We start from the raw sequence: 20981 nt of genomic DNA, 5'->3' as shown, positions 1-20981 counted from the left end.
TTTATTAACAAATATAGTATATTATATTTAATGGTATATATTTTACTATTTAAAAAAGGAGTTTTGAATCATGAAGATTAAAAAGATTTTCAGCAAATTGATGATTGTACTTATGGTTCTGACGTTGTCTGCATCTTTTGGAAATACCAGGGCTTATGCAGATGCTTATAAAGTTGTGACTTTGGGAGGAGATCTTACAAATAAACAAAAAGAGGATATGCTTAAATATTTTGGTGTTGCCAGGCAGGATGTAAATGTAATAGAAGTGAATATAGATGAAGAGAGGAAATATCTTGGAAACATTGCAACCAGCCAGCAGATAGGTACTAAATCCATATCCAGTTCCTATGTGGAGCCAACTTCAAGCGGAGGTCTAAATGTAAGTACCAATAATATATACTGGGTGAGCAGCAGCATGATAAAAAACGCACTTATAACAGCAGGAATAAAAAATGCAAATGTAAAAGTATCTGCACCCTTTAATGTATCGGGAACTGCAGCACTTACTGGAATTTTAAAGGGTTTTGAGAGCAGCAGCAGTGGAAATAAAATTGATGAAGCCAAGAAAGAAGCTGCCAATGATGAATTGATGACTACGGGAAATCTTGGAGATAAAATAGGGAAAGACAAAGCTGCTGGTCTTATAAATGACATAAAAACCCAGGTGGTGAAGGAAAAACCTAAGACAGAAGAAGGAGTAAGGCAGATAGTCGAAAATGTAACTAATAATTACAATTTAAATCTGAGCACCGGAGATATTGACAAAATAACTGCACTTATGACAAAAATAAATGGGCTGAATTTGAATTTTGGGGATATAAAAGGACAGCTGAGCAGTGTGGCGGATCAATTAAAGGGAGAATTGTCAAGTGATCAGGCGCAGGGATTTTTCGCTAAAATAATTAATGCCATTAAAACATTTTTTTCTAATCTTTTTTAAAATATAATATATAAATTTAAAGAAAGGTGAGTTGTCGTATGAAATATGATAAGCCGGTTATAGGATTTATTGGATTGGGAGTAATGGGGAATAGTATGGCTTCCAATATTTTAAAGGGCGGTTATGATTTACTGGTATATAATAGGACAAAGTCAAAAGGGGATAATCTTGTTGCGGAGGGGGCAAAATGGAAGGATAATCCGGCAGATATTGCAAAGGAGTCAGATATTGTTATATCCATGGTAGGATATCCACAGGATGTAGAGGAAATTTATTTTGGAAAAGACGGAATAATTGAAAATATAAAAAAAGGCGGCATAGTGGTGGATATGACTACATCCAGGCCTTCTCTTGCAAAGGAGATATATAGTGAAGCTAAGGAGAAAGGAGTATATTCATTGGATGCTCCTGTTTCAGGAGGAGATGTAGGTGCAAAAAATGCTGCACTTTCAATTATGGTTGGGGGAGATAAGGAAGTATTTGAAAAAGTACTGCCTGTTTTCAAACTCATGGGTAAAAATATAGTCTGGCAGGGAGAAGCAGGTGCAGGGCAGCATACCAAAATGTGTAATCAAATAGCTATAGCAGGAAATATGATGGGGGTATGCGAAACAATGGCATATGCGAAGAGATCCGGATTGGATCCTGAGAGAGTTCTTAAAAGCATAGAAACTGGAGCTGCCAGCAGTTGGTCCCTTAGTAACCTGGCTCCTAGAATGATAAATGGGGATTTTGAACCGGGATTTTATGTGAAGCATTTTATAAAGGACATGAACATAGCTTTAAGTGAAGCTGAAAATATGAATTTAGATACCCCTGCATTAAAACTTGCGAAATCTCTTTACGATAAACTGGAAAAAGAAGGCAATGGCAGCAGCGGTACTCAGGTACTCTATAAGTTAATAGACAGATAGTTTTGTTTGAATTGATGAATTTCAAATTATTGAGGGTGATTGAAGTATGGATTATGAAGTGTTTAAAATAGAGACATTTATACCGGAAAAGTATGTTGATGCCCTGAGGGAAGAGCTGAACTCAATTGGAGCTCTCAGCATTGGAGGCAACTATGACAATTGCATGTCTGTTTCCAAAGTTACAGGATATTGGAGGCCCTTAAAGGGGGCAAATCCTTTTTTGGGAGATGTGGGAAAAGTGAGCAGGGAGATAGAATGCAAAGTGGAATTTTGCTGTAGAAGTCATATTGTAAAAAAAGCCCTGGATATCATAAAAAAAGTACATCCCTATGAGGAACCTGTTATAAATGTAATTCCTCTTATCAATTATTACTTTATGTAAAACGAACATAAACATTTACACATGATTTAAAGTTGATTCTATATTTGGCAGTCAGGTGAATTATTCTGGTTGTAATTAAAAATAAACTATTTTTATCCGAACGCTACCAGTGCTAATACTCCCAACTTCTTAAAGCTTACGATAAGCACTGCTACGCGCCTGGATAAGTTCTGCTAAGGTTCAGCTGGAGAAAAGTATTTCTTATAGGCAAACTCCATCTGATAGGCAAACTCCATCTGAACCCAAGAATCACTTGATGGGGAAATTATTAGAATTGTGACTAAATAATTTGTAAATTGTTGATTTTTAGCAAATTTTATGGTAATATATAACTTGTGATAATATTTACTTTGTAATAATTAATATTATGTTACATATTTTATTATGAGGTAGATTGTCATCAACTCAAACTTAATGTATGGGGAGTGTGTTTATGAAAAGAGATGCGAGGAAGGACAAGGAAAATTCTAAGAATAATGAATTGAGTAAAAGCTTTTTTAAATCCTATTTGCAATTTTTTCTACTGATTGTTTTTTCTGTAGTGCTTATAGGATTTATTGCTTTTTTCAGTACAAAAAGTGCACTGACTACATTAGGACAAACTGCCATAAGAAATAGAGTTCAAATGGGGCTTGCCATGATGGACAGCCTGGAAAGTCAAGTCAAAAAGGGAAAGATTACAAGAACTGATGCCCAGGAAATATTTAAAAGCGAGATGCTTAATCCAAAGCAGTCCGATGGGAAGACAAGGGGATTGAATTCAAAATTGGAATTGAATATAGAGGCATATATGTATGCTGTCAACAGCAGGGGTATAGAGCAGATGCATCCTTATAAAGAAGGGGAAGATATTTCAAAGGTCAAGGATTCGGATGGGAATAATTTATTGCAGCTTATAATCAATGAAGCTAAAAACCCTAAAGATGGAGGAATAGTTCATTTTAACTGGAAGAACCCGGGAGAAACTCGTGAAAGACCTAAAGTAAATGCAGTGGCGTATTTTCAGCCCTGGGACTGGTACATAAATGTAGGATGCTATGATGAGGATTTTTATAAGCCTATATATAGGGTTTCGATCATTATAGCGGGGGTATCTGCAGCCATGATATTGATTTCCATATTGTTTATAATGAGACTCATGAAGAAAAAAGTAAATCCACTGAGCCAAATAGTGAATTCCATGAGTATGGCAGCAGCGGGCGATATGTCTGTAAAAGTGGATGTGACAAGTAAGGATGAAATAGGATATATAGGCAGAGTGTTTAACAAAATGATAGATGAAATAAGAAGTTTGCTTATAAATATAAAGAAGCTGTCTGACACTATAGATGAGAGAATAGAACTTATAAATTCGTCCACTACGGCCACATTTGAAAATTCAAATGGAATAAAGGATGCTATGGAAGAAATTTCATCTGCAATAAATAATTCAGCAAAAGACATGCAAAGTAGTGTTGAAAATATGAATATTTTATCAAAAAATGTAGATGAAGTGAAGGAAAATGGCATAAATATGAAAAATGGGGCTTCAGAAGCAGGAAAGCTGAATTCAAGTATTGTGGATATACTTACAGAGTTGGAAAAGAAAAGTTCAGAAAATATAACTGCAGCTCAGGAGACAAATAACAATCTAAAGCAGTTGATAAAAAAATCCAATGACATATTGGATATAGTGAGCACTATAGAAGAGATATCCGATGAAATAAATTTGCTTTCATTAAACGCTTCTATAGAATCTGCTAGAGCAGGAGAGGCCGGAAGGGGATTTGCCGTAGTAGCAGATCAAATCAAGGAGCTGTCCAATCAGACTTCTAAATCCGTTAAGCAGATCAATTCACTTATAAAGGATCTCACCCATGCTGAGAATGTTTCAGCAAATAATGTGGAGATATATGGAGAAATAGTGCGTTCCCAGATACCTACGATAAACAAGACAAAGCAAATTTTGAACGGGGTAGTCGAATTTATAAAGGGTATACCTCAGACAATTGAAAAAAATGTGGATAAAATAAGTGAAGTACATAAAAACAAGGACATGATCAACTCTTCAATGGATTCAATACTTTCTGTTACCGAAGAAATATCAGCTTCATCTGAGGAGATAACAGCTTCGACTTCTGAGGTGAAGGAAAAGATGGGAGATGTTAAAGATCTAGTGAGAGAATTAGGACAATCTTCAAAGGATCTAAAAGAAATGATAGACAAATTTTCTTTATAACACTCCTGTGGGTAATGAATAAAATGAATTAAAATAGTTATTGACATTGGAAACAATTTGTATTATACTTACTACCATACTTATAGTTGATATAAAAACTTGGATAAGGAATAGTAGGTATGTTAGTATTTTAAAGAGAGCGGTAAAAGATGGGAAGCCGTAAATACTGCATGTTGAACTCGCCTTGGAGTTGCAGGCTGAATTGATATAGTAGGCTGTGCCGGCATATGTCGTTATTTAATTGAGTACGAATTTGGGTGGTACCGCGAACAGATTTCTCGCCCCATAGAGAAATCTGTTTTTTTATATTAACTTTTAAAATATGGGAATATTTATTTCAAAAAATGAATATCAATAAGCTGTGAGGGGAAGTAGTAGACATAATTTCTATTTTAAAGAGAACGGGCATTTATGGTGAGAGCCTGTGAATAGTATATGTGTTGAACTCGTCCTGGAGCTGTAGGCTGAAATAGTAGTAAGCCTTATCGGTAAAAAGCCGTTATTTAATTGAGTACAAATTTGGGTGGTACCGCGGACAGACTTCTCGCCCCATAGAGGAGGCTGTTTTTTATTTGCCTTATTTTAAATTAGAAAATATGGGGACTTTCAAAAAAATTTCAACTGGCCAATTGAGATTATATGATACATGAGTAGGTATTTTTAAAGAATTACAAGGACAAATTGGAGGAAAAATCGTTATGGAAAATAGAATATATATTTTTGATACTACGTTGAGAGATGGAGAGCAGACTCCTAAAGTGAGCTTAAATATAAATGATAAATTGAGTATTGCAAAACAGCTTGAAAAATTAAATGTGGATGTCATAGAGGCTGGTTTTCCAGCGGCTTCCAATGGAGATTTTGAGGCAGTCAAAGCTGTGGCAAATGAAATAAAATCACCACATATAGTAGCTCTGGCAAGAGCTTTAAAAAGCGACATACAGACTGCCTGGAATGCAATTGATGATGCTCAAAAGCCAAGAATCCATGTTTTCATTGCCACCTCGGATCTGCACATGAAATACAAATTGAAAATGAAACCGCAGGAGGTCCTGAAAAGAGCGGTGGATATGGTGAGATATGCCAAAAGTTTGTGCCCCAGTGTGGAATTTTCACCAGAGGATGCCACGAGAACGAGACCAGAATTTTTGTATAAGGTGCTGGAAGCTGCTATAGACGCCGGAGCCGATATAGTAAATATACCTGATACCGTTGGGTATTCTACGCCAAGCCAATACGGTGCATTCATAAAGGGCATCAAAGAAAATGTATTTAATATAGACAAAGCCATTATAAGTGTTCACTGTCATGATGATCTCGGCATGGCGGTGGCCAATTCTCTGGCAGCAGTGGAAAATGGAGCTAGACAGGTGGAATGTGCAATGAATGGTCTCGGAGAGAGGGCAGGAAATGCGGCTCTTGAAGAAATAGTGATGGCTATTAAAACCAGAGCTGATCTTTTTAACTGCCATACGGGCATTGTAACAGAGGAATTGACAAGGACCAGTAAGCTTGTGAGCCACATAACGGGGATGCAGGTTCAAAACAATAAGGCAGTAGTAGGTGCAAATGCCTTTGCACATGAATCGGGCATACATCAGCATGGGGTTTTAAACTGCAGGGAAACTTATGAAATTATGACTCCGGAGTCTGTAGGATTGAAGAAAAGTTCTATAGTACTTGGAAAACATTCAGGAAGGCATGCTTTTGTCAAACATCTTGAAGAACTGGGTTATAAAAATCTAGATAAGGATAAGGTAAATGAAATCTTTGAAGAATTTAAAAATCTAGCTGACAAGAAAAAAGATGTCTCCGATGAAGATATAGAAAGTCTTGTAAAAAATGAGATATTTCAAGTACCTGAGGTGTTCAATTTAAAATACTATCAGGTTTCTACAGGGAATACTACAGTATCCACATCCACTGTGAGGTTGGAGTATGAAGGTAAAAGTGTAAGTGAGGCCTCCTGCGGAGATGGGCCTGTAGATGCTACTTTTAAAGCTATTGAAAAAGCGGCGGGAATTAAAGTGAATTTAAATGACTATTTTATAAAATCAGTGGGATATGGCAAGGATGCCCTGGGCGAAGCTACTGTAAAAGTGGAAAAAGATGATAAGATTTTTTCAGCAAAAGGGTTGAGTACTGATATAGTGGAAGCCAGTGCAAAAGCTTTTGTAAATGCCATGAATAAAATGTATTATGAAGTTTCTCCAGAAAAAGCTGCGGCTTATTGATGCTGAGGCAGAATCACTTAAACTAAAATTTTAGTAGGAGTTGATATAAATGGGTATGACAATGACACAGAAGATATTGGCCCGCCATGCGGGAGAAGATTTTGTAAAAGCCGGGCAGTTAATAAAAGCCAAGCTGGATTTGGTGCTTGGAAATGATATAACCACCCCGGTGGCCATAAAAGAATTTGATAAAATTGGGATTGGAAGGGTTTTTAACAGAGATAAGATAGCTATTGTCCCAGATCATTTTACCCCCAATAAGGATATAAAATCAGCACAGCAGTGCAAATGTGTGAGAGAATTTGTCAAAAAAGCGGAAATTAAAAATTATTTTGAAATTGGGCAGATGGGAATTGAACATGCACTTATTCCAGAAAAGGGTTTGGCAGTATGTGGAGATGTTGTGATAGGAGCAGATTCCCATACCTGTACTTATGGAGCTTTGGGGGCTTTTTCCACAGGAGTTGGGAGTACGGATATGGCCGCAGGCATGGCCACTGGAGAGGCGTGGTTTAAAGTTCCACCGGCAATAAAATTTGTACTTGATGGAAAACTGCCTAAATGGGTAAGTGGAAAGGATGTTATTTTACACATCATAGGAATGATAGGAGTGGACGGAGCCCTCTATAAATCCATGGAATTTACAGGCAAAGGAGTAGATGAACTTTCCATGGATGATCGTTTTACCATATCCAATATGGCAATAGAAGCAGGGGCCAAAAATGGAATCTTTCCCGTAGATGAAAAAACTGTGGACTATATAAGGAAACATTCAAAAAGAGAATATAGAGTATACGAAGCGGATGAGGATGCAGAGTATGAAAAAGTTATACACATAGATCTGTCTAAACTGCGTCCTACAGTGGCATTTCCACATATTCCTGAAAATACCAGAACCATTGATGATGTAGGAGATATAAAAATAGATCAGGTGGTCATAGGTTCCTGCACTAACGGGAGAATAAGTGATTTGAGATCTGCAGCCAGTATTTTAAGAGGAAGAAAGGTAAATAAAAATGTGAGGACAATTATTTTTCCTGCCACCCAGGCAATATATCTTCAAGCCCTGAGAGAGGGTATTATAGAAACTTTCGTAGAATCAGGAGCTGTGGTTAGTACTCCTACCTGCGGACCTTGTCTCGGAGGACATATGGGAATACTTGCAGAAGGAGAGAGGGCGGTTTCAACTACAAACAGGAATTTTGTCGGAAGAATGGGACATGTAAAAAGCGAAGTTTATCTTGCAAGTCCGGCAGTAGCTGCGGCTTCGGCAGTGATGGGTAAAATTGCATCCCCGGAGGAGGTGGTAAAATGATAGAGGGAAAAGCGATTAAATACGGCGATAATGTTGATACAGATGTTATAATACCAGCTAGATATCTAAATACCAGCGATGAAGAGGAACTTGCCTCACATTGTATGGAGGATCTGGATAAAAAATTTCCTTTGAAAGTGAAGAACAATTCCATACTTGTGGCAGGGAAAAACTTTGGGTGCGGATCTTCAAGAGAACATGCACCTATAGCCATCAAGGCGTCTGGGGTTGAATGCGTGATAGCGGAAACTTTTGCCAGAATATTTTATAGAAATTCCATAAATATAGGTCTTCCCATAATTGAATGTAAAGAGGCGGCCTGTGGTATAGAGGAAAATGACCAGGTATCGGTAGACCTGGCTTCAGGCAGGATAATCAATGTTACTAAAAATAAAACATACAATGCTGCTCCATTTCCTGAATTTGTACAGAAAATTATAAAATCACAGGGGCTTATAAATTATTTAAAGAGAGAGGTGGCAGGTAAGTGAAAATAGCTGTTATATCAGGAGATGGAATTGGCAGTGAAATAATTGCGCAGGGAAAAAAGGTATTGAGGACTGTTGCTCATAAATATAATTTTGATTTTGAATATGAAGATGTACTTTTGGGGGGAAGTGCATTTGATAAAAAGGGGACTCCACTGCCGGAAGAAACTGTAGAGATCTGTAAGAATAGCGAAGCAGTGCTTTTAGGAGCAGTAGGAGGGCCTAAATGGGATAATCTTCCCGGCAATTTAAGGCCGGAATCAGGACTTCTAGGTATAAGAAAAGCTCTTGGAGTATTTGCAAATTTAAGGCCGGCCATATTGTTTCCTGAGCTTGTAGGATCATCCAATCTGAAGCCTGAGGTTTTGGGAAGAGGGCTGGACATAATGATAGTCAGAGAATTGATAGGAGGAGCCTATTTTGGAGAAAAAGGCACGGTAAATATAAAAGGGGGTCAAAAAGCTTGGGATACCATAGCTTATACAAGCTTTGAGATAGATAGAATAGCAAGGAAATCTTTTGAAATAGCGAGAAAGAGAAATAAAAGACTTACACTGGTGGATAAAGCCAATGTACTTGAAAGTTCAAAGCTGTGGAGAAAAACTGTGCGGAAAATTTCAGATGAATACAAAGATGTAGAAGTCAGCTATATGTATGTGGATAATGCGGCAATGCAGCTTATAAGGGATCCTAAACAATTTGACGTGATACTGACTGAAAATATGTTCGGAGACATATTAAGCGATGAAGCTTCCATGCTGACAGGTTCTCTTGGAATGCTTCCTTCTGCTAGTGTCAGAGGTGACTCTTTTGGCCTTTATGAACCAGTACATGGTTCTGCACCGGACATTGCAGGGCAGAATAAGGCGAATCCAATTGGCACAATTATGAGTATTGCAATGATGCTCAAATACAGTTTTAACATGACAACTGCCGCTGAAGATATAAAAAATGCAGTGTCTCAGGTTCTCGGTGGGGGCTATAGAACTGTGGACATTGCAGAAAAAGATACAGAAGTTATCGGAACTGAAGAAATGGGAGAACTGATTTGTAAATATATGTAAGGGGGTCAGTCCCCTTTAAAATGGATTTGTGTATGTTGATTTTACACAAATCTATTTTTGTTATGATTATAAAAAAATATGCAAGAAAATGGGGACAATCAGAGTAGTATTTTTATTGGCAAAAAAGTTCAAAACTGATAATATAGGATTGTTAGCTGCAATTAAAGAATTTGTTACAGATAATGTTACTTAATTTTGTCTAAAATAATTTCTAAAATATTAGAATGGGGTGAGACTATGAGAGACAAGTATGATGTATTGGTAATAGGAGGCGGTGTAATAGGCAGTTCAATAGCCAGAGAGCTTTCACGCTATAAGCTTAAGGTAGCTGTTCTGGAAAAGGAATTGGATGTGGTTTGTGAAACAAGCGGCCGGAATAGTGGTGTCATTCATGCAGGATTTAACAGCAGACCGGGAACACTTATGGCTAAATACTGCGTAGAAGGATGTCTTGGATTTGACAAGATAGCAAAAGAATTGGACATACCGTTTAAAAGAACGGGAAAATTGGTAGTAGGATTTACAAAGGATGATTTAGAAGGACTGGAAGAATTAAAAGAAAAAGGTGAAAAAAATGGAGTCCCGGGATTAAAAATAATATCTGAAAAGGAAATAAGGGAAAAGCAGCCTTATGTAAAAGGGAAAACGGCATTGTTTTCACCGATGACAGGTATAGTAAATCCCATAATTTATACTATAGCGTTGGCAGAGAATGCATGCCAAAATGGAGTAGAATTTTTCCTGGGAAGAGAAGTAAGGGGAATAAAGAGGATAGAAAAAGGCTATGAAGTATCTACAGACGATGAAATTTTTCAAACCAGATGGGTGATAAACAGTGCAGGGCTAAATTCAGACAAGATTGCTAAGATGGTTGGGATAGAAGATTATACAATATATTCTTGCAGAGGCGAATATTTTATACTGGATAAAAATTTTAGCAAATACTTAACTATGCCGGCTTATCCTGTACCGAATAAAAAGGAGGGGGGACTTGGTATTCATCTTACTCCTTCAGTAGATGGAAATGTGCTTATAGGACCAAGCGCAGTTTATATAGACGAAAATGATAATTATTCATCTACCCAGAAAGTAATGGACATGCTTATAGAAGGTGGTAAGAAAATACTTTCCCAAATAGAGAGAAAGTATTTTATAAGGAATTTTTCGGGTATAAGACCTAAGTTGGTGAGCAAGGAAAAGGGCGGATATGCGGATTTTGTAATTGGAGAGAGAAAGAGTGTACCGAATGTAATCAATTTAATAGGAATAGAATCTCCTGGGCTTACGAGTGCTCTTCCAATAGCCAGAGATGTAGTAAAAATAATAGCCGGGAAAGAAGTTCTTCAAGAGAATGAAAAATTCAATCCGATTAGAAGGGGAATACTGAAATTCAATGAACAATCGGATGAAAAACAAGCTGAGCTTATAAAGCAGGATCCAGATTACGGTGAAATATTCTGCAGATGTGAAACGGTGACAAAACATGAAATTTTAGAAGCAATTCACAATCCATTGGGAGTCAAGACACTGACGGGAATTAAAAATAGAACAAGAGCAATGATGGGGAGATGCCAGGGCGGATACTGTCAGACAAGAATCGTAAAACTTTTGATGGAAGAACATGATTTAAAACCAGAAGAAATAAGGTATTCGAGGAAGAACGGATATCTATTTGAAGGGAGGGTTAGATAATGAAGATAATGGAAAAGGATGTAATTATTATAGGAGCGGGCCCTGCAGGACTTGCTGCAGCTATAAGATTAAAAGAAAATGGTATAGATGATGTACTTGTATTGGAGAGAGAAAAAGCTCCAGGAGGAATACTTAAGCAGTGTATACATGATGGGTTTGGGCTTTTGAGATTTAAAGAAGCACTCAGCGGACCTGAATATGCGGATAAGTTTATACAAAAAGCAAAAGAAAAAAATGTGGAAATAGAAACAGGAGCCACAGTTGTAAGACTTACAAAAAATAAAGAAGTTACGGCTGCAACCAGAAATGGATTAAAAAAATATAAAGCAAAAGCTGTTATTTTATCAATGGGATGCAGAGAGAGAACCAGGGGAGCTATAAGTATACCAGGAACAAGACCTGCTGGTATTTTTACGGCAGGTGTTGCCCAAGCCTATATAAATTTAAATGATCTTATGGTTGGAAAAAATATTATTATTCTTGGTTCTGGCGATATAGGTCTCATAATGGCGAGAAGGCTTACACTGGAAGGTGCTCATGTCATTGCAGTATTTGAAAAACTGCCATATCCAAGCGGCCTTCCCAGGAATATACAGCAGTGTTTGAATGATTACAACATACCTCTTTATTTAAGTTATACTGTTACCAACATAATAGGTAAGGATAGAATTCAGGAGGTTGCAGTCAGTGAGCTTGACGAAAATGGAAAGCCTATAGAGGGTACTGAGAAAAACTATAAATGTGATACTTTGATTTTGTCAGTTGGATTGATACCTGAAAATGAATTGTCACTGCAAGCTGGTATTGAACTTGATAAAAGAAGTAATGGTGCTCTTGTAGATGAAAATTTGCAGACCAGTGTTCCCGGAATATATTCAGCAGGAAATGTGCTGCATGTCCATGATCTGGTGGACTATGTATCTTTGGAGGGAGAAAAAGCTGCTGAATCAGTGACTAGGCAGCTTAAAGGCCGTATCACGGGAAAAGGCACAATAGGTATAAGTACGGATGGAACAATTGGAAACATTGTACCAAATAAAATAAGTGGAAATGAAGACTTGGAATTGGCCTTGAGAGTGAGAAAACCATCTAAAGATAAAGTTATAAAAGTTATGCAGGGAGAGAAAGTTATAAAAACTGCTAAACTGAAGAAACTTAATCCTGCAGTAATGATACATTTGAATGTTAAAAAAGAAGATATCAAGTCTCAACAAGATATTAAGGTGGTGGTAGAGGTATGAAGAGAGATTTGACGTGTATAGTATGTCCTAATAGTTGTGAGATCACAATTGAATATGATGGGAAAAATATCATGAGTGTAAATGGAGCAACTTGTAAAAGAGGAGAAAAATATGCAAGGCAAGAAATACAGGATCCCAAGAGAACTATTGCCACTTTGGTAAAAGTTAAAAATGGCAAGGAACCTTTAGTAAGTGTGAGAACCAAGGATCCAATACCTAAAGATAGAATATTTGATGTCGAAAAAGAAATAAAAAAAGTAGAATTAGAGGCGCCAGTGGGAATGCATCAAATTGTGGTAAAAAATATTTTAAATCTGGGTTCTGACATTATAACGACAAAAAGAGTAGAGAAATTATAATGAATTAGGGGGTTGTATATATGAATTTTAAGATAGATGTATTATGTAAGGCATTTCCGGGTAAATCCACTATAGGTGCATTGGGATGGAGCAATGTAGCACTTATACGTATGAAAGACAGAAACATTTTATTTGATACAGGGTCTCAGGGAATTCGTCCAAATCTTTTAAAGGCACTTGAAGAGTTATCAATGAAACCAGATCAAATTGACAGCGTTTTTTTGAGCCATCTGCATTTTGATCATTGCGGCAATGCATCCTTGTTTCGAAATGCAAGATTTATTATAAGTGAAGCTGAGTGGAAATATGCTACTACGGAAGAAGATGTCTTTACAACAGAGGAATCTGTAAAATATTTAAGTGATAGGGAAAAAATAATTATATCCAGAGATGGAGATGAAATTTACCCTGGCGTGAAAGCCATATTTACTCCGGGACATACTCCTGGAGGAATGTCCATGGTTCTCGAAGCAGATAATGAGACATGGATTATTGCAGGTGATGCAGTAAAAAACAGGATAGAGCTGCTGAAGGGGGAAGTGGATATGTCTTTAGATAATGAACAAAGCAGGCAGAGCATATTGAGAATAAAGAATATTGCAGATCGTGTTTTACCTGGACATGATTGCTGGATGAAAATCAAAGACAATAAAATTATTCCTCAAGAAAAAGTACAGGTTGATATAACTTTACCTGGGGGAATACAGGGTGGAGAAGATGGTGTATTTAAATTAGCTGTTGAAAATAGACCGCTATTTTAAAATTCAATAGACAAAAGTAAGATGTTAAAATTGTAAATATGAAGGGGGATTATAAGTTGCCTGGCATTGATAATAAAAATAATATTGCTGATGGTGTTATGGACGAGAAAACTAAAAAGAGTATATTATGGGGTGCTACATTTTTTACTGCAACCACTTCAACGGTTGGTGCCGGATTCTTGACTCAAACAGCTCAATTTGCACAGGACTATAAATTGTCGCTTATTTTAGTGATTATAGCTGTATGCATAATAAATATTTTCACACAAATCAATGTATGGCGCATATTATGTGTTTCAAAACTGAAAGCGCAGGACATTGCAAATAAAATTGTACCCGGGCTGGGATATGTGATTTCATTTTTGATATTATTGGGAGCAATAGCTTTCAATACAGGTAATATAGGCGGTGCAGCATTGGGGTTTAATATTCTTTTTGGTATTAATTTTAAAGCAGGATATATTTTAGCAGGCATTTCCGCTGTCCTCATATTTTTATCCAAAAATATAGGCAGAGCTCTAGATCAATTTTCAAAGATATTGGGTATTATTATGATACTTGTTATTTTTTACATGACTGTAGCAGTTCTTCATGGGAATTCAATGAGTACTGGAATTAGATTGGATTATGGCACTCTGTTCCCCCAAAACCCATCAACCTTGTTATTTCCAACTATAACTTTAATGGGAGGAACAATTGGAGGTTTCATATTATTTTCCGGGATGCATCGTCTGCTGGATGCAGGAATTTCTGGAGAAGAAAATTTAAAGGGAGTGGAGAGTTCTGCCATCTCAACAGTAGCTATAACAACAGTTATAAGGATTATGCTGTTTTTGGTAGCTTTAGGTGTGGTAGCCAGGGGAATAGGATTAGATCCTACCAATCCGGCGGCATCGGCTTTTAAATATGGAGCAGGAAATTTAGGATATATATTCTTTGGAGTGGCTATTTTGTGTGCAGCAGTTACATGTGTTGTAGGAGCTTCTTACACTACTGTTACTTTTTTCAAGACATTGAGTCCCTTTGTAAGCAGACATGAGAGAATCCTCACAAGTGTCATAATTGCCATTTCAACGCTTATAATGACTGTGCTGGGCAAACCGGCTAAATTGCTCATAGTTGCAGGTTCTCTAAATGGCCTCATTATTCCCGTGATGCTTGTTATGATTTTAATAGCATCCAGGAGAAAAGATATTGTGGGAAACTATAAGCACCCAAAATGGTTATTTATAACAGGTGTTGTCATAGTTATAATAACTGCCTATGCGGGAATAGAATCCTTGACTAACATCAAAGCGTTATTTTCATAATATGTAAATATATGTAATGGGGTCAGTCCCCTTACATCAGGAAATTTTTCTGGCATTTTTATCATAATAACAATTTGGATTTTCCCAGTTAACTATTAAATCTGTGGCCATCATAGCTGCTGAAATGGCATAAATTATATCTCTGACGAAGGATTTACTCTCCTTGTCATATCTTTCACGCATGCAGTATATTACTGATGATATGCTTTTTTCAGTAATATCTACATTTGTTATAATTTTGATTTTTTTAAATATTAAAAGGCCTATAAAAATAAAATGAAGGCACAGTTCATATATGAAATGCTGAAAAAGGTTTCTCTCTTTATATTCTTTTGTATGATATAGACAGAAATAATCACAGATAAAATGGCATATCATGCCTAAAATGACTGAATATTTTTTTATTGACATCCTGGTATTGATCAGCTGATCGCAGTATTCGCATACTATATCCATACTTTCACTTAGGTAATGGTGAAAATTGGAGCTGTCCCTTACAAAATCAGGTCTTATACTGCCGTATAAAAAATTAAATTTATTCAATTTAATATTAAAATTTTTTGAACAGTGTTTAAATATGATATTGGAAATCAATAAGTGGGTATCTGTTATCATTATAAGATCACCTTTCTCCCTATTTGATATCTTCACCTTTGAACTTTGCTTTTTTACCAATTGTGCATTGAGTATATAAAATCCACCTTCACTTATATATATATACTTTGAAAGTTAAAGCCAGATTAATGTAGGGTTAATTAAATATTTTATTTTATCACGTGGCTGCCATTGCATAATTATGTGTATATATATATAATAATTTTGAAGTTTAAACTTTAATAGTATGCCTTCTCTAATAATTTCAGAAGGTTTTTTTGAATTCTGCTGAAAATGAACATTGGCAAATTAGAAGGAATTCGCTGGTTGTTATTGGAATATTATAAGGGAACACAGATGACAGACAGCAGATAATTATTTTGGAGGAAAATGAGCAGATGAAAAATGTAGACAAAAAGAGTGAAGCTTATGATGTAACATCTCTGACTTCTCTGGAAAAATTGGAACCGGTTCGTGTTAGACCCGGCATGTATATAGGTTCTACAGGCAGCCGGGGTCTTCATCACTGTATATGGGAGATATTAGATAATTCCATAGATGAGATTTCAAATGGATTTGGAGATATGGCCTGTGTAACTTTAAATGAAGATGGGAGTGTGTCTGTAGAAGATAATGGCAGGGGGATTCCCACAGGTATCCATCCTGTAAAAAAAATAAATGGAGTGGAAATGGTATTTACACAGCTGCATACAGGAGGAAAATTCAATAATGAGGTCTATAAGACTTCGGGAGGACTTCACGGTGTAGGTGCTGCTGTAGTAAATGCACTATCCAAGTGGATGGAAGTGGAAGTCAAGCGAAATGGGCACATTTATGCTCAGAGATTTGAATATGCTTATGACAGACATCTTAAAAAAGATATGCCCGGGACACCAGTCACTGATCTTAAGATAATAGGAGATACCGATGAAACAGGTACCAAGGTTACCTTTATGCCTGATGAAAGGGTGTTTTCAACAGTAGAGTTCAAATTGGATGTCATAGAGGAAAGACTTCGGGAACTGGCTTTTCAAAATAAAGGTATAACTTTAAAACTCCTGTGCAATTGGGGGGAGAATAAAATACAAAGGGAATATCATTCTGAAAGAGGTCTGCTGGATTTTATAGAATATTTGAATGAAAGTAAGACGCCTCTTCATAAAGAACCCATATTGTTTGAAGGGGAAAGGCATATGGGAGATTTGAATATGGAAGGAGAGGTGTGTATTCAGTTTACCGATTCAACTAATTACCATATAGCAAGTTATGTGAATAATATTCCAACCACCGAGTCAGGAACTCATGAGAGCGGGTTTAAGGCTGGTATGACCAGGGCATTTAAGGAATGGGCCAAAAAACTCAATTTACTGAAGGAAAAGGATGCAGAATTTGAGGGAGATGATCTCAGGGAGGGAATGACCGCCATAGTTAAGATAAGGATAAATAATCCCGTATTTGAAGGCCAGACCAAGACTAAACTTGGAAACGCAGAGGCCTATACCATGATGAATGATCTTTCTTACACTAAACTTTCTGAATGGATAGAAGATAATAGGGATATGGCTTCAGTAATAATAAATAACGCCTTAAATGCAGCCCTGAGGAGGGAGAAAATAAAAAAAATAAACGATGCGGAGAAAAAGAAAGTAGGAAGGGGAACTGCACCACTTGCAGGGAAAATTGCAGTGTGCACTTTGAAGGATCCATCCAAGTGTGAATTTATAGTGGTGGAAGGTGACTCTGCAGGAGGCTCTGCAAAACAGGCCAGGGACAGACGATTTCAGACCATAATGCCTTCCAAAGGTAAGATAATGAATACAGAAAAGCAGAAGCTGGAAAATGTACTTGGAAGTGAGGAATTAAAAATATTCAACACGGCCATAGGTACTGGAATACTTGAAAATTACAGGGAAGAGGATTTGAAGTATGACAAGATTATAATACTCAGTGATGCCGACGTAGATGGATATCATATAAGGGCACTTTGGATGACTTATATATATAGATATATGAGACAGCTTATTTCAAATGAGCACCTGTACATAGCGCTTCCACCTCTTTACAAAGTTTATAAAGAGAGCAGGGGAAAAGACGTGACCAGGTATGCCTATAGCGATGAACAGCTTTCAAAAGCAAAAAAAGAAGTTGGATCCGGGGCACTTGTTCAAAGATATAAAGGTTTGGGAGAGATGAACCCGGATCAACTCTGGCAGACTACTTTGGATCCGGAAAGCAGGACACTTCAGCAGATAACTATAGAAGATGCTGTAAAAGCTGAAAAAATGATATCTCTGCTTATGGGTGACGTAGTGGCGCCGAGAAAAAAATATATGTATAAATACGCAGAATTTTAGGCAATGTACAATTGACAGTGCACAATTCACAATTGTGGTTGATTTTTCGCAGAAAAATCTTCATTAACTGTGAATTGCCAATTGTTCATTGTGAATTGATAATAAGGAGGCTTTTACTTGGCAACTAAAACAGTAATTCCAGAAGATCACAATATAATAAAAATTCCAATAGAAGAAGCTATGCCAGATAATTATCTTCCCTATGCAGTGGAAGTAGCAAAAGACAGGGCGCTTCCAGATGTGAGAGATGGCTTAAAGCCCGTACATAGAAGAATAATATACGGGAGTTATATGTTAAGGGCATTTCCTGATAGGCCCTATTATAAATCTGCCAGAATAGTGGGTGACATACTTGGAAAATATCATCCTCATGGGGATACATCTGTATATGATGCCATGGTCATATTGGCCCAGAATTTCACTACGAGAATGCCCCTTATAGATGGACATGGAAATTGGGGTAGTCAGGATGGAGATAGTGCTGCGGCAATGCGTTATACAGAAGCCAGGCTTACCCCTATTGCCATGGAAATGATGAGAGACATAGACAAAGATGTGGTAAACATGATAGACAATTATTCAGGATCTGAAAAAGAACCTGAAGTGCTTCCGGCAAGATATCCCAACCTGCTGGTAAATGGAGCCTTTGGAATAGCTGTAGGTCTTGCCACCAATATTCCTCCCCATAATTTGAGAGAGGTAATTGGAGCTGCGGCGGCCTATATAGATAATCCGGATATAACCACTGAGGAACTTATGAAATACATAAAGGGACCAGATTTGCCCACCGGAGGGATAATAATAGGGAAAAAATCTCTCCTTTCCGCCTATGAAACGGGCGAGGGGAGAGTGACTTTAAGGGCCAAGACTTCCATAGAGAAGCTTGACAATGGAAAGCTTGCCATAGTCATAACGGAATTTCCCTACAGGAGGAGCAAGGCCAGGCTGCTTCAGACTATTTCTGAAATGACTGCCGATAAAAGGCATGCAAAGATATTTGAACCCATATCTGATATAAGAGATGAGTCCGATAGGAGTGGTATAAGAGCAGTAATAGAATTCAAAAAATCAGCAGATATCAATCTAGTGAAGAAAATTTTAAAATATCTGTTTAAAAAGACAGATCTTCAGTGCAGCATATCCTTTAATATGGTGGCTTTGGCTAATGGAAAACCTCAAACTATGGGACTTAGGACCATATTGAGTTACTATGTTGATTATCAGAAGGAAATTGTAAAGAGGAGAACAAGAAAGGAGCTGGATGCAGCAAATTCCAGGTTTCATATTGTAGAGGGATTCATAAAGGCCATAGGTATAATGGATGAAATTATAAAAACCATCAGGGCATCTAAATCCAAAAAAAATGCTGCCTCAAATCTTATGGATAGATTTCAGTTTACAGCTCCACAGGCCCAGGCTATATTGGAGCTCATGCTGTATAGACTTACAGGACTTGAAATAGTGTCTTTTGAGAAAGAATACAAAAAACTTTTAAGAACAATAAAGAGGCTTACAAAAATATTGGGCAGCGAAAGGGAAGTCCTGAAAATTATAAAAAAGGAATTGGAAGAAATTGGTGAAAAATATGGCGATGATAGAAAAACTGCCATTGTAGAAGAGGATGAAAAAGCCAAAATAGATGAAGAAGAGCTTATGATAGAGGAGAACATAATCGTTACAATGTCCAATGAATCCTTCATAAAAAGAGTTTCTGAGAAAAGCTACAGTAGATCCAGCGGGCAAATTGAAGATATAAAATACAGGGAGGGGGATTTCAATAGATATCTCATACATGCCAATACCAGAGACACATTTATGTTTTTTACAGATAAGGGAAATGTGTATAATTTAAAAGGAAGGGACATTCCTGAATTCAAGTGGAAAGAAAAGGGTGAAAGACTTGACAGTATAATAAGAGGTCTTGATCTGTCCGAAGAAAATGTAATTGCAGTATACAACATGGAGAATTTAAATTTAAAAAAGGATTTTATATTTTTTACTACTATTGGAGGAATAAAAAGGACAAAATTGGAATCCTTTATTACAAATTATGTCAAGATCATGGCCCTTAAGCTAAAAAGTGGGGAAGAACTTGTAGATGTAAAACTTATTGACAGAAACTCTCAGATGAAGTTTATAAAAGTGTCAACAAAGATAGGGCTTGATTTTAAATTAAAAGTGCCGAAGATGGCAACTGAAGATAGAAATATAGTCACTACTAAACTTTTTATCCTGCCAAAAGAAGATAGAGTATTAAATATTCAGTTGTGTGATGAGGATGAGTATAGAAAGTTTCATATAAATGTGAATAAGTCAGGAATGATCAAAATTTCAAATATGGGAAGAGCCTACAGGAATGTACTCACAAATTCAAGATGTACTGTACTCTTATTTACGGTTGATGGAATGGTGTTTTCCATGCCTGCATTTATGCTTCAAAATATAGGTGCTTCCGGGATAAATGCTGCGAAGCTCATGGGAGATGTAGATGTAAAGGATATACTCAAGATAGTTTCTGTGGAAGACTTCAGCTCAGGATACATATACTTTTTTACTGAAAGCGGAATGGTTAAAAAGACTTCCATGATGGAATTCAAAGATATGGATTTGTGGAACAGGGCATATAAATTTAAGAATAAAGGGGATCTGCTGATAAACGTAGAATATAGCAGTGCTCAAAGTCCCCAGATACTTTTAGTAAGTGATGCTGGGATGGCAATAAAATTCAAGGGGGATTCAGTAAGCACCATGGGTAAATTAGCTTCAGGGGTAATAGGCATGAGTTTAAAGGATGACCAGAAAGTGATATATTCTCTTCTTATAGACAATGAAGATAAGATGAACCGCACCTTGATTTTAAATTCTTTCAAGGGAGATAAAGGAAAAATAAAGTTGAAGAATATATCTCTTCAAAACAGAGCAGGCAGAGGCAGAAGCGTTGTTGTAATGAATTTAGATGACAGGGTTAAGGAAGTTCACTGAAAAGTATTTTGCAGCAAATTTGCAGATAATTTAGAAGTATATTGTAATATTGTGATTATTATATTATAACTGTCTATTATACAAATCTGAAGATGCCGACGAAGCTAGAATTGTAGATCTAGGTGGTCGACTT

Annotated in this window: 16 protein-coding genes and 2 other annotated features; of the genes, 15 read left to right on the top strand and 1 reads right to left on the bottom strand. The window is 36.8% G+C overall.

Going from position 1 to position 20981, the window contains the following annotated elements:
- Positions 1-70 precede the first annotated feature (70 nt).
- The 13 genes from J5G60_RS07465 to J5G60_RS07405 all read left to right on the top strand — a co-directional run bounded on the left by J5G60_RS07465 (position 71) and on the right by J5G60_RS07405 (position 14918).
- Positions 71-940 (top strand): DUF1002 domain-containing protein, encoded by an 870-nt coding sequence (locus tag J5G60_RS07465; RefSeq protein WP_150355720.1) that lies wholly within the window; start codon positions 71-73, stop codon positions 938-940.
- A 38-nt stretch (positions 941-978) separates the two neighbouring features.
- Positions 979-1854: an NAD(P)-dependent oxidoreductase gene (locus J5G60_RS07460; protein ID WP_150355721.1), complete on the top strand. Its 876-nt coding sequence runs from the start codon at positions 979-981 to the stop codon at positions 1852-1854.
- A 46-nt stretch (positions 1855-1900) separates the two neighbouring features.
- Entirely contained in the window at positions 1901-2236 is a 336-nt protein-coding gene (locus J5G60_RS07455; RefSeq protein WP_150355722.1) for a cytochrome C biogenesis protein, read from the top strand.
- Between the two features lie 433 nt (positions 2237-2669).
- Positions 2670-4454, top strand: a complete 1785-nt coding sequence (locus J5G60_RS07450; protein ID WP_150355723.1) for a methyl-accepting chemotaxis protein — start codon at positions 2670-2672, stop codon at positions 4452-4454.
- Between the two features lie 91 nt (positions 4455-4545).
- Positions 4546-4743 (top strand) — a binding site (T-box leader).
- Positions 4744-4806: 63 nt separating this feature from the next.
- Positions 4807-5009: a binding site (T-box leader), on the top strand.
- A gap of 143 nt (positions 5010-5152) precedes the next feature.
- Positions 5153-6688: a 2-isopropylmalate synthase gene (locus tag J5G60_RS07445; protein ID WP_150355724.1), complete on the top strand. Its 1536-nt coding sequence runs from the start codon at positions 5153-5155 to the stop codon at positions 6686-6688.
- A 49-nt stretch (positions 6689-6737) separates the two neighbouring features.
- A complete protein-coding gene (gene leuC / locus J5G60_RS07440) occupies positions 6738-8003 on the top strand; it encodes a 3-isopropylmalate dehydratase large subunit (protein WP_150355725.1) in 1266 nt (421 codons plus the stop codon).
- Positions 8000-8494 carry a 3-isopropylmalate dehydratase small subunit gene (gene leuD / locus J5G60_RS07435; RefSeq protein WP_150355726.1) on the top strand — a complete coding sequence of 165 codons (495 nt, stop codon included), beginning with the start codon at positions 8000-8002 and terminating at the stop codon, positions 8492-8494. Before leuC ends, leuD begins: the two co-directional genes overlap by 4 nt.
- Positions 8491-9555, top strand: a complete 1065-nt coding sequence (gene leuB / locus J5G60_RS07430; RefSeq protein WP_150355727.1) for a 3-isopropylmalate dehydrogenase — start codon at positions 8491-8493, stop codon at positions 9553-9555. Before leuD ends, leuB begins: the two co-directional genes overlap by 4 nt.
- Positions 9556-9792: 237 nt before the next feature.
- Complete coding sequence (locus tag J5G60_RS07425; protein WP_150355728.1) at positions 9793-11247, top strand: NAD(P)/FAD-dependent oxidoreductase; 1455 nt, start codon at positions 9793-9795, stop codon at positions 11245-11247.
- On the top strand, positions 11247-12488 hold the full coding sequence (locus tag J5G60_RS07420; RefSeq protein WP_347562614.1) for an NAD(P)/FAD-dependent oxidoreductase: 1242 nt from the start codon (positions 11247-11249) through the stop codon (positions 12486-12488). Before J5G60_RS07425 ends, J5G60_RS07420 begins: the two co-directional genes overlap by 1 nt.
- A complete protein-coding gene (locus J5G60_RS07415) occupies positions 12485-12847 on the top strand; it encodes a DUF1667 domain-containing protein (protein WP_150355729.1) in 363 nt (120 codons plus the stop codon). The genes J5G60_RS07420 and J5G60_RS07415 overlap by 4 nt, the downstream gene beginning before the upstream one ends.
- 20 nt (positions 12848-12867) lie before the next feature.
- Positions 12868-13608 (top strand): N-acyl homoserine lactonase family protein, encoded by a 741-nt coding sequence (locus J5G60_RS07410; RefSeq protein ID WP_150355730.1) that lies wholly within the window; start codon positions 12868-12870, stop codon positions 13606-13608.
- Between the two features lie 56 nt (positions 13609-13664).
- Positions 13665-14918, top strand: a complete 1254-nt coding sequence (locus J5G60_RS07405) for an NRAMP family divalent metal transporter (RefSeq protein WP_328707006.1) — start codon at positions 13665-13667, stop codon at positions 14916-14918.
- Between the two features lie 36 nt (positions 14919-14954).
- Here the strand turns inward: J5G60_RS07405 and J5G60_RS07400 are convergent, their stop codons facing one another.
- Positions 14955-15533: a zinc dependent phospholipase C family protein gene (locus J5G60_RS07400; RefSeq protein ID WP_150355731.1), complete on the bottom strand. Its 579-nt coding sequence runs from the start codon at positions 15531-15533 to the stop codon at positions 14955-14957.
- 377 nt (positions 15534-15910) lie between these two features.
- On the opposite strand from J5G60_RS07400, the gene J5G60_RS07395 reads away from it, so the two are divergent.
- Both J5G60_RS07395 and J5G60_RS07390 read left to right on the top strand, forming a co-directional pair.
- Positions 15911-17866 (top strand): DNA gyrase/topoisomerase IV subunit B, encoded by a 1956-nt coding sequence (locus tag J5G60_RS07395; RefSeq protein ID WP_150355777.1) that lies wholly within the window; start codon positions 15911-15913, stop codon positions 17864-17866.
- Positions 17867-17983: 117 nt separating this feature from the next.
- Positions 17984-20848: a DNA topoisomerase IV subunit A gene (locus tag J5G60_RS07390; RefSeq protein ID WP_150355732.1), complete on the top strand. Its 2865-nt coding sequence runs from the start codon at positions 17984-17986 to the stop codon at positions 20846-20848.
- The last annotated feature ends 133 nt before the right edge of the window (positions 20849-20981 follow it).

Origin of the sequence: Clostridium sp. HV4-5-A1G (assembly GCF_900184915.1) — a bacterium.
GTDB classification, from domain to species: Bacteria; Bacillota; Clostridia; order Clostridiales; family Clostridiaceae; genus Clostridium_B; species Clostridium_B aromativorans.
This window is presented reverse-complemented; position numbering and strand designations above follow the sequence as displayed.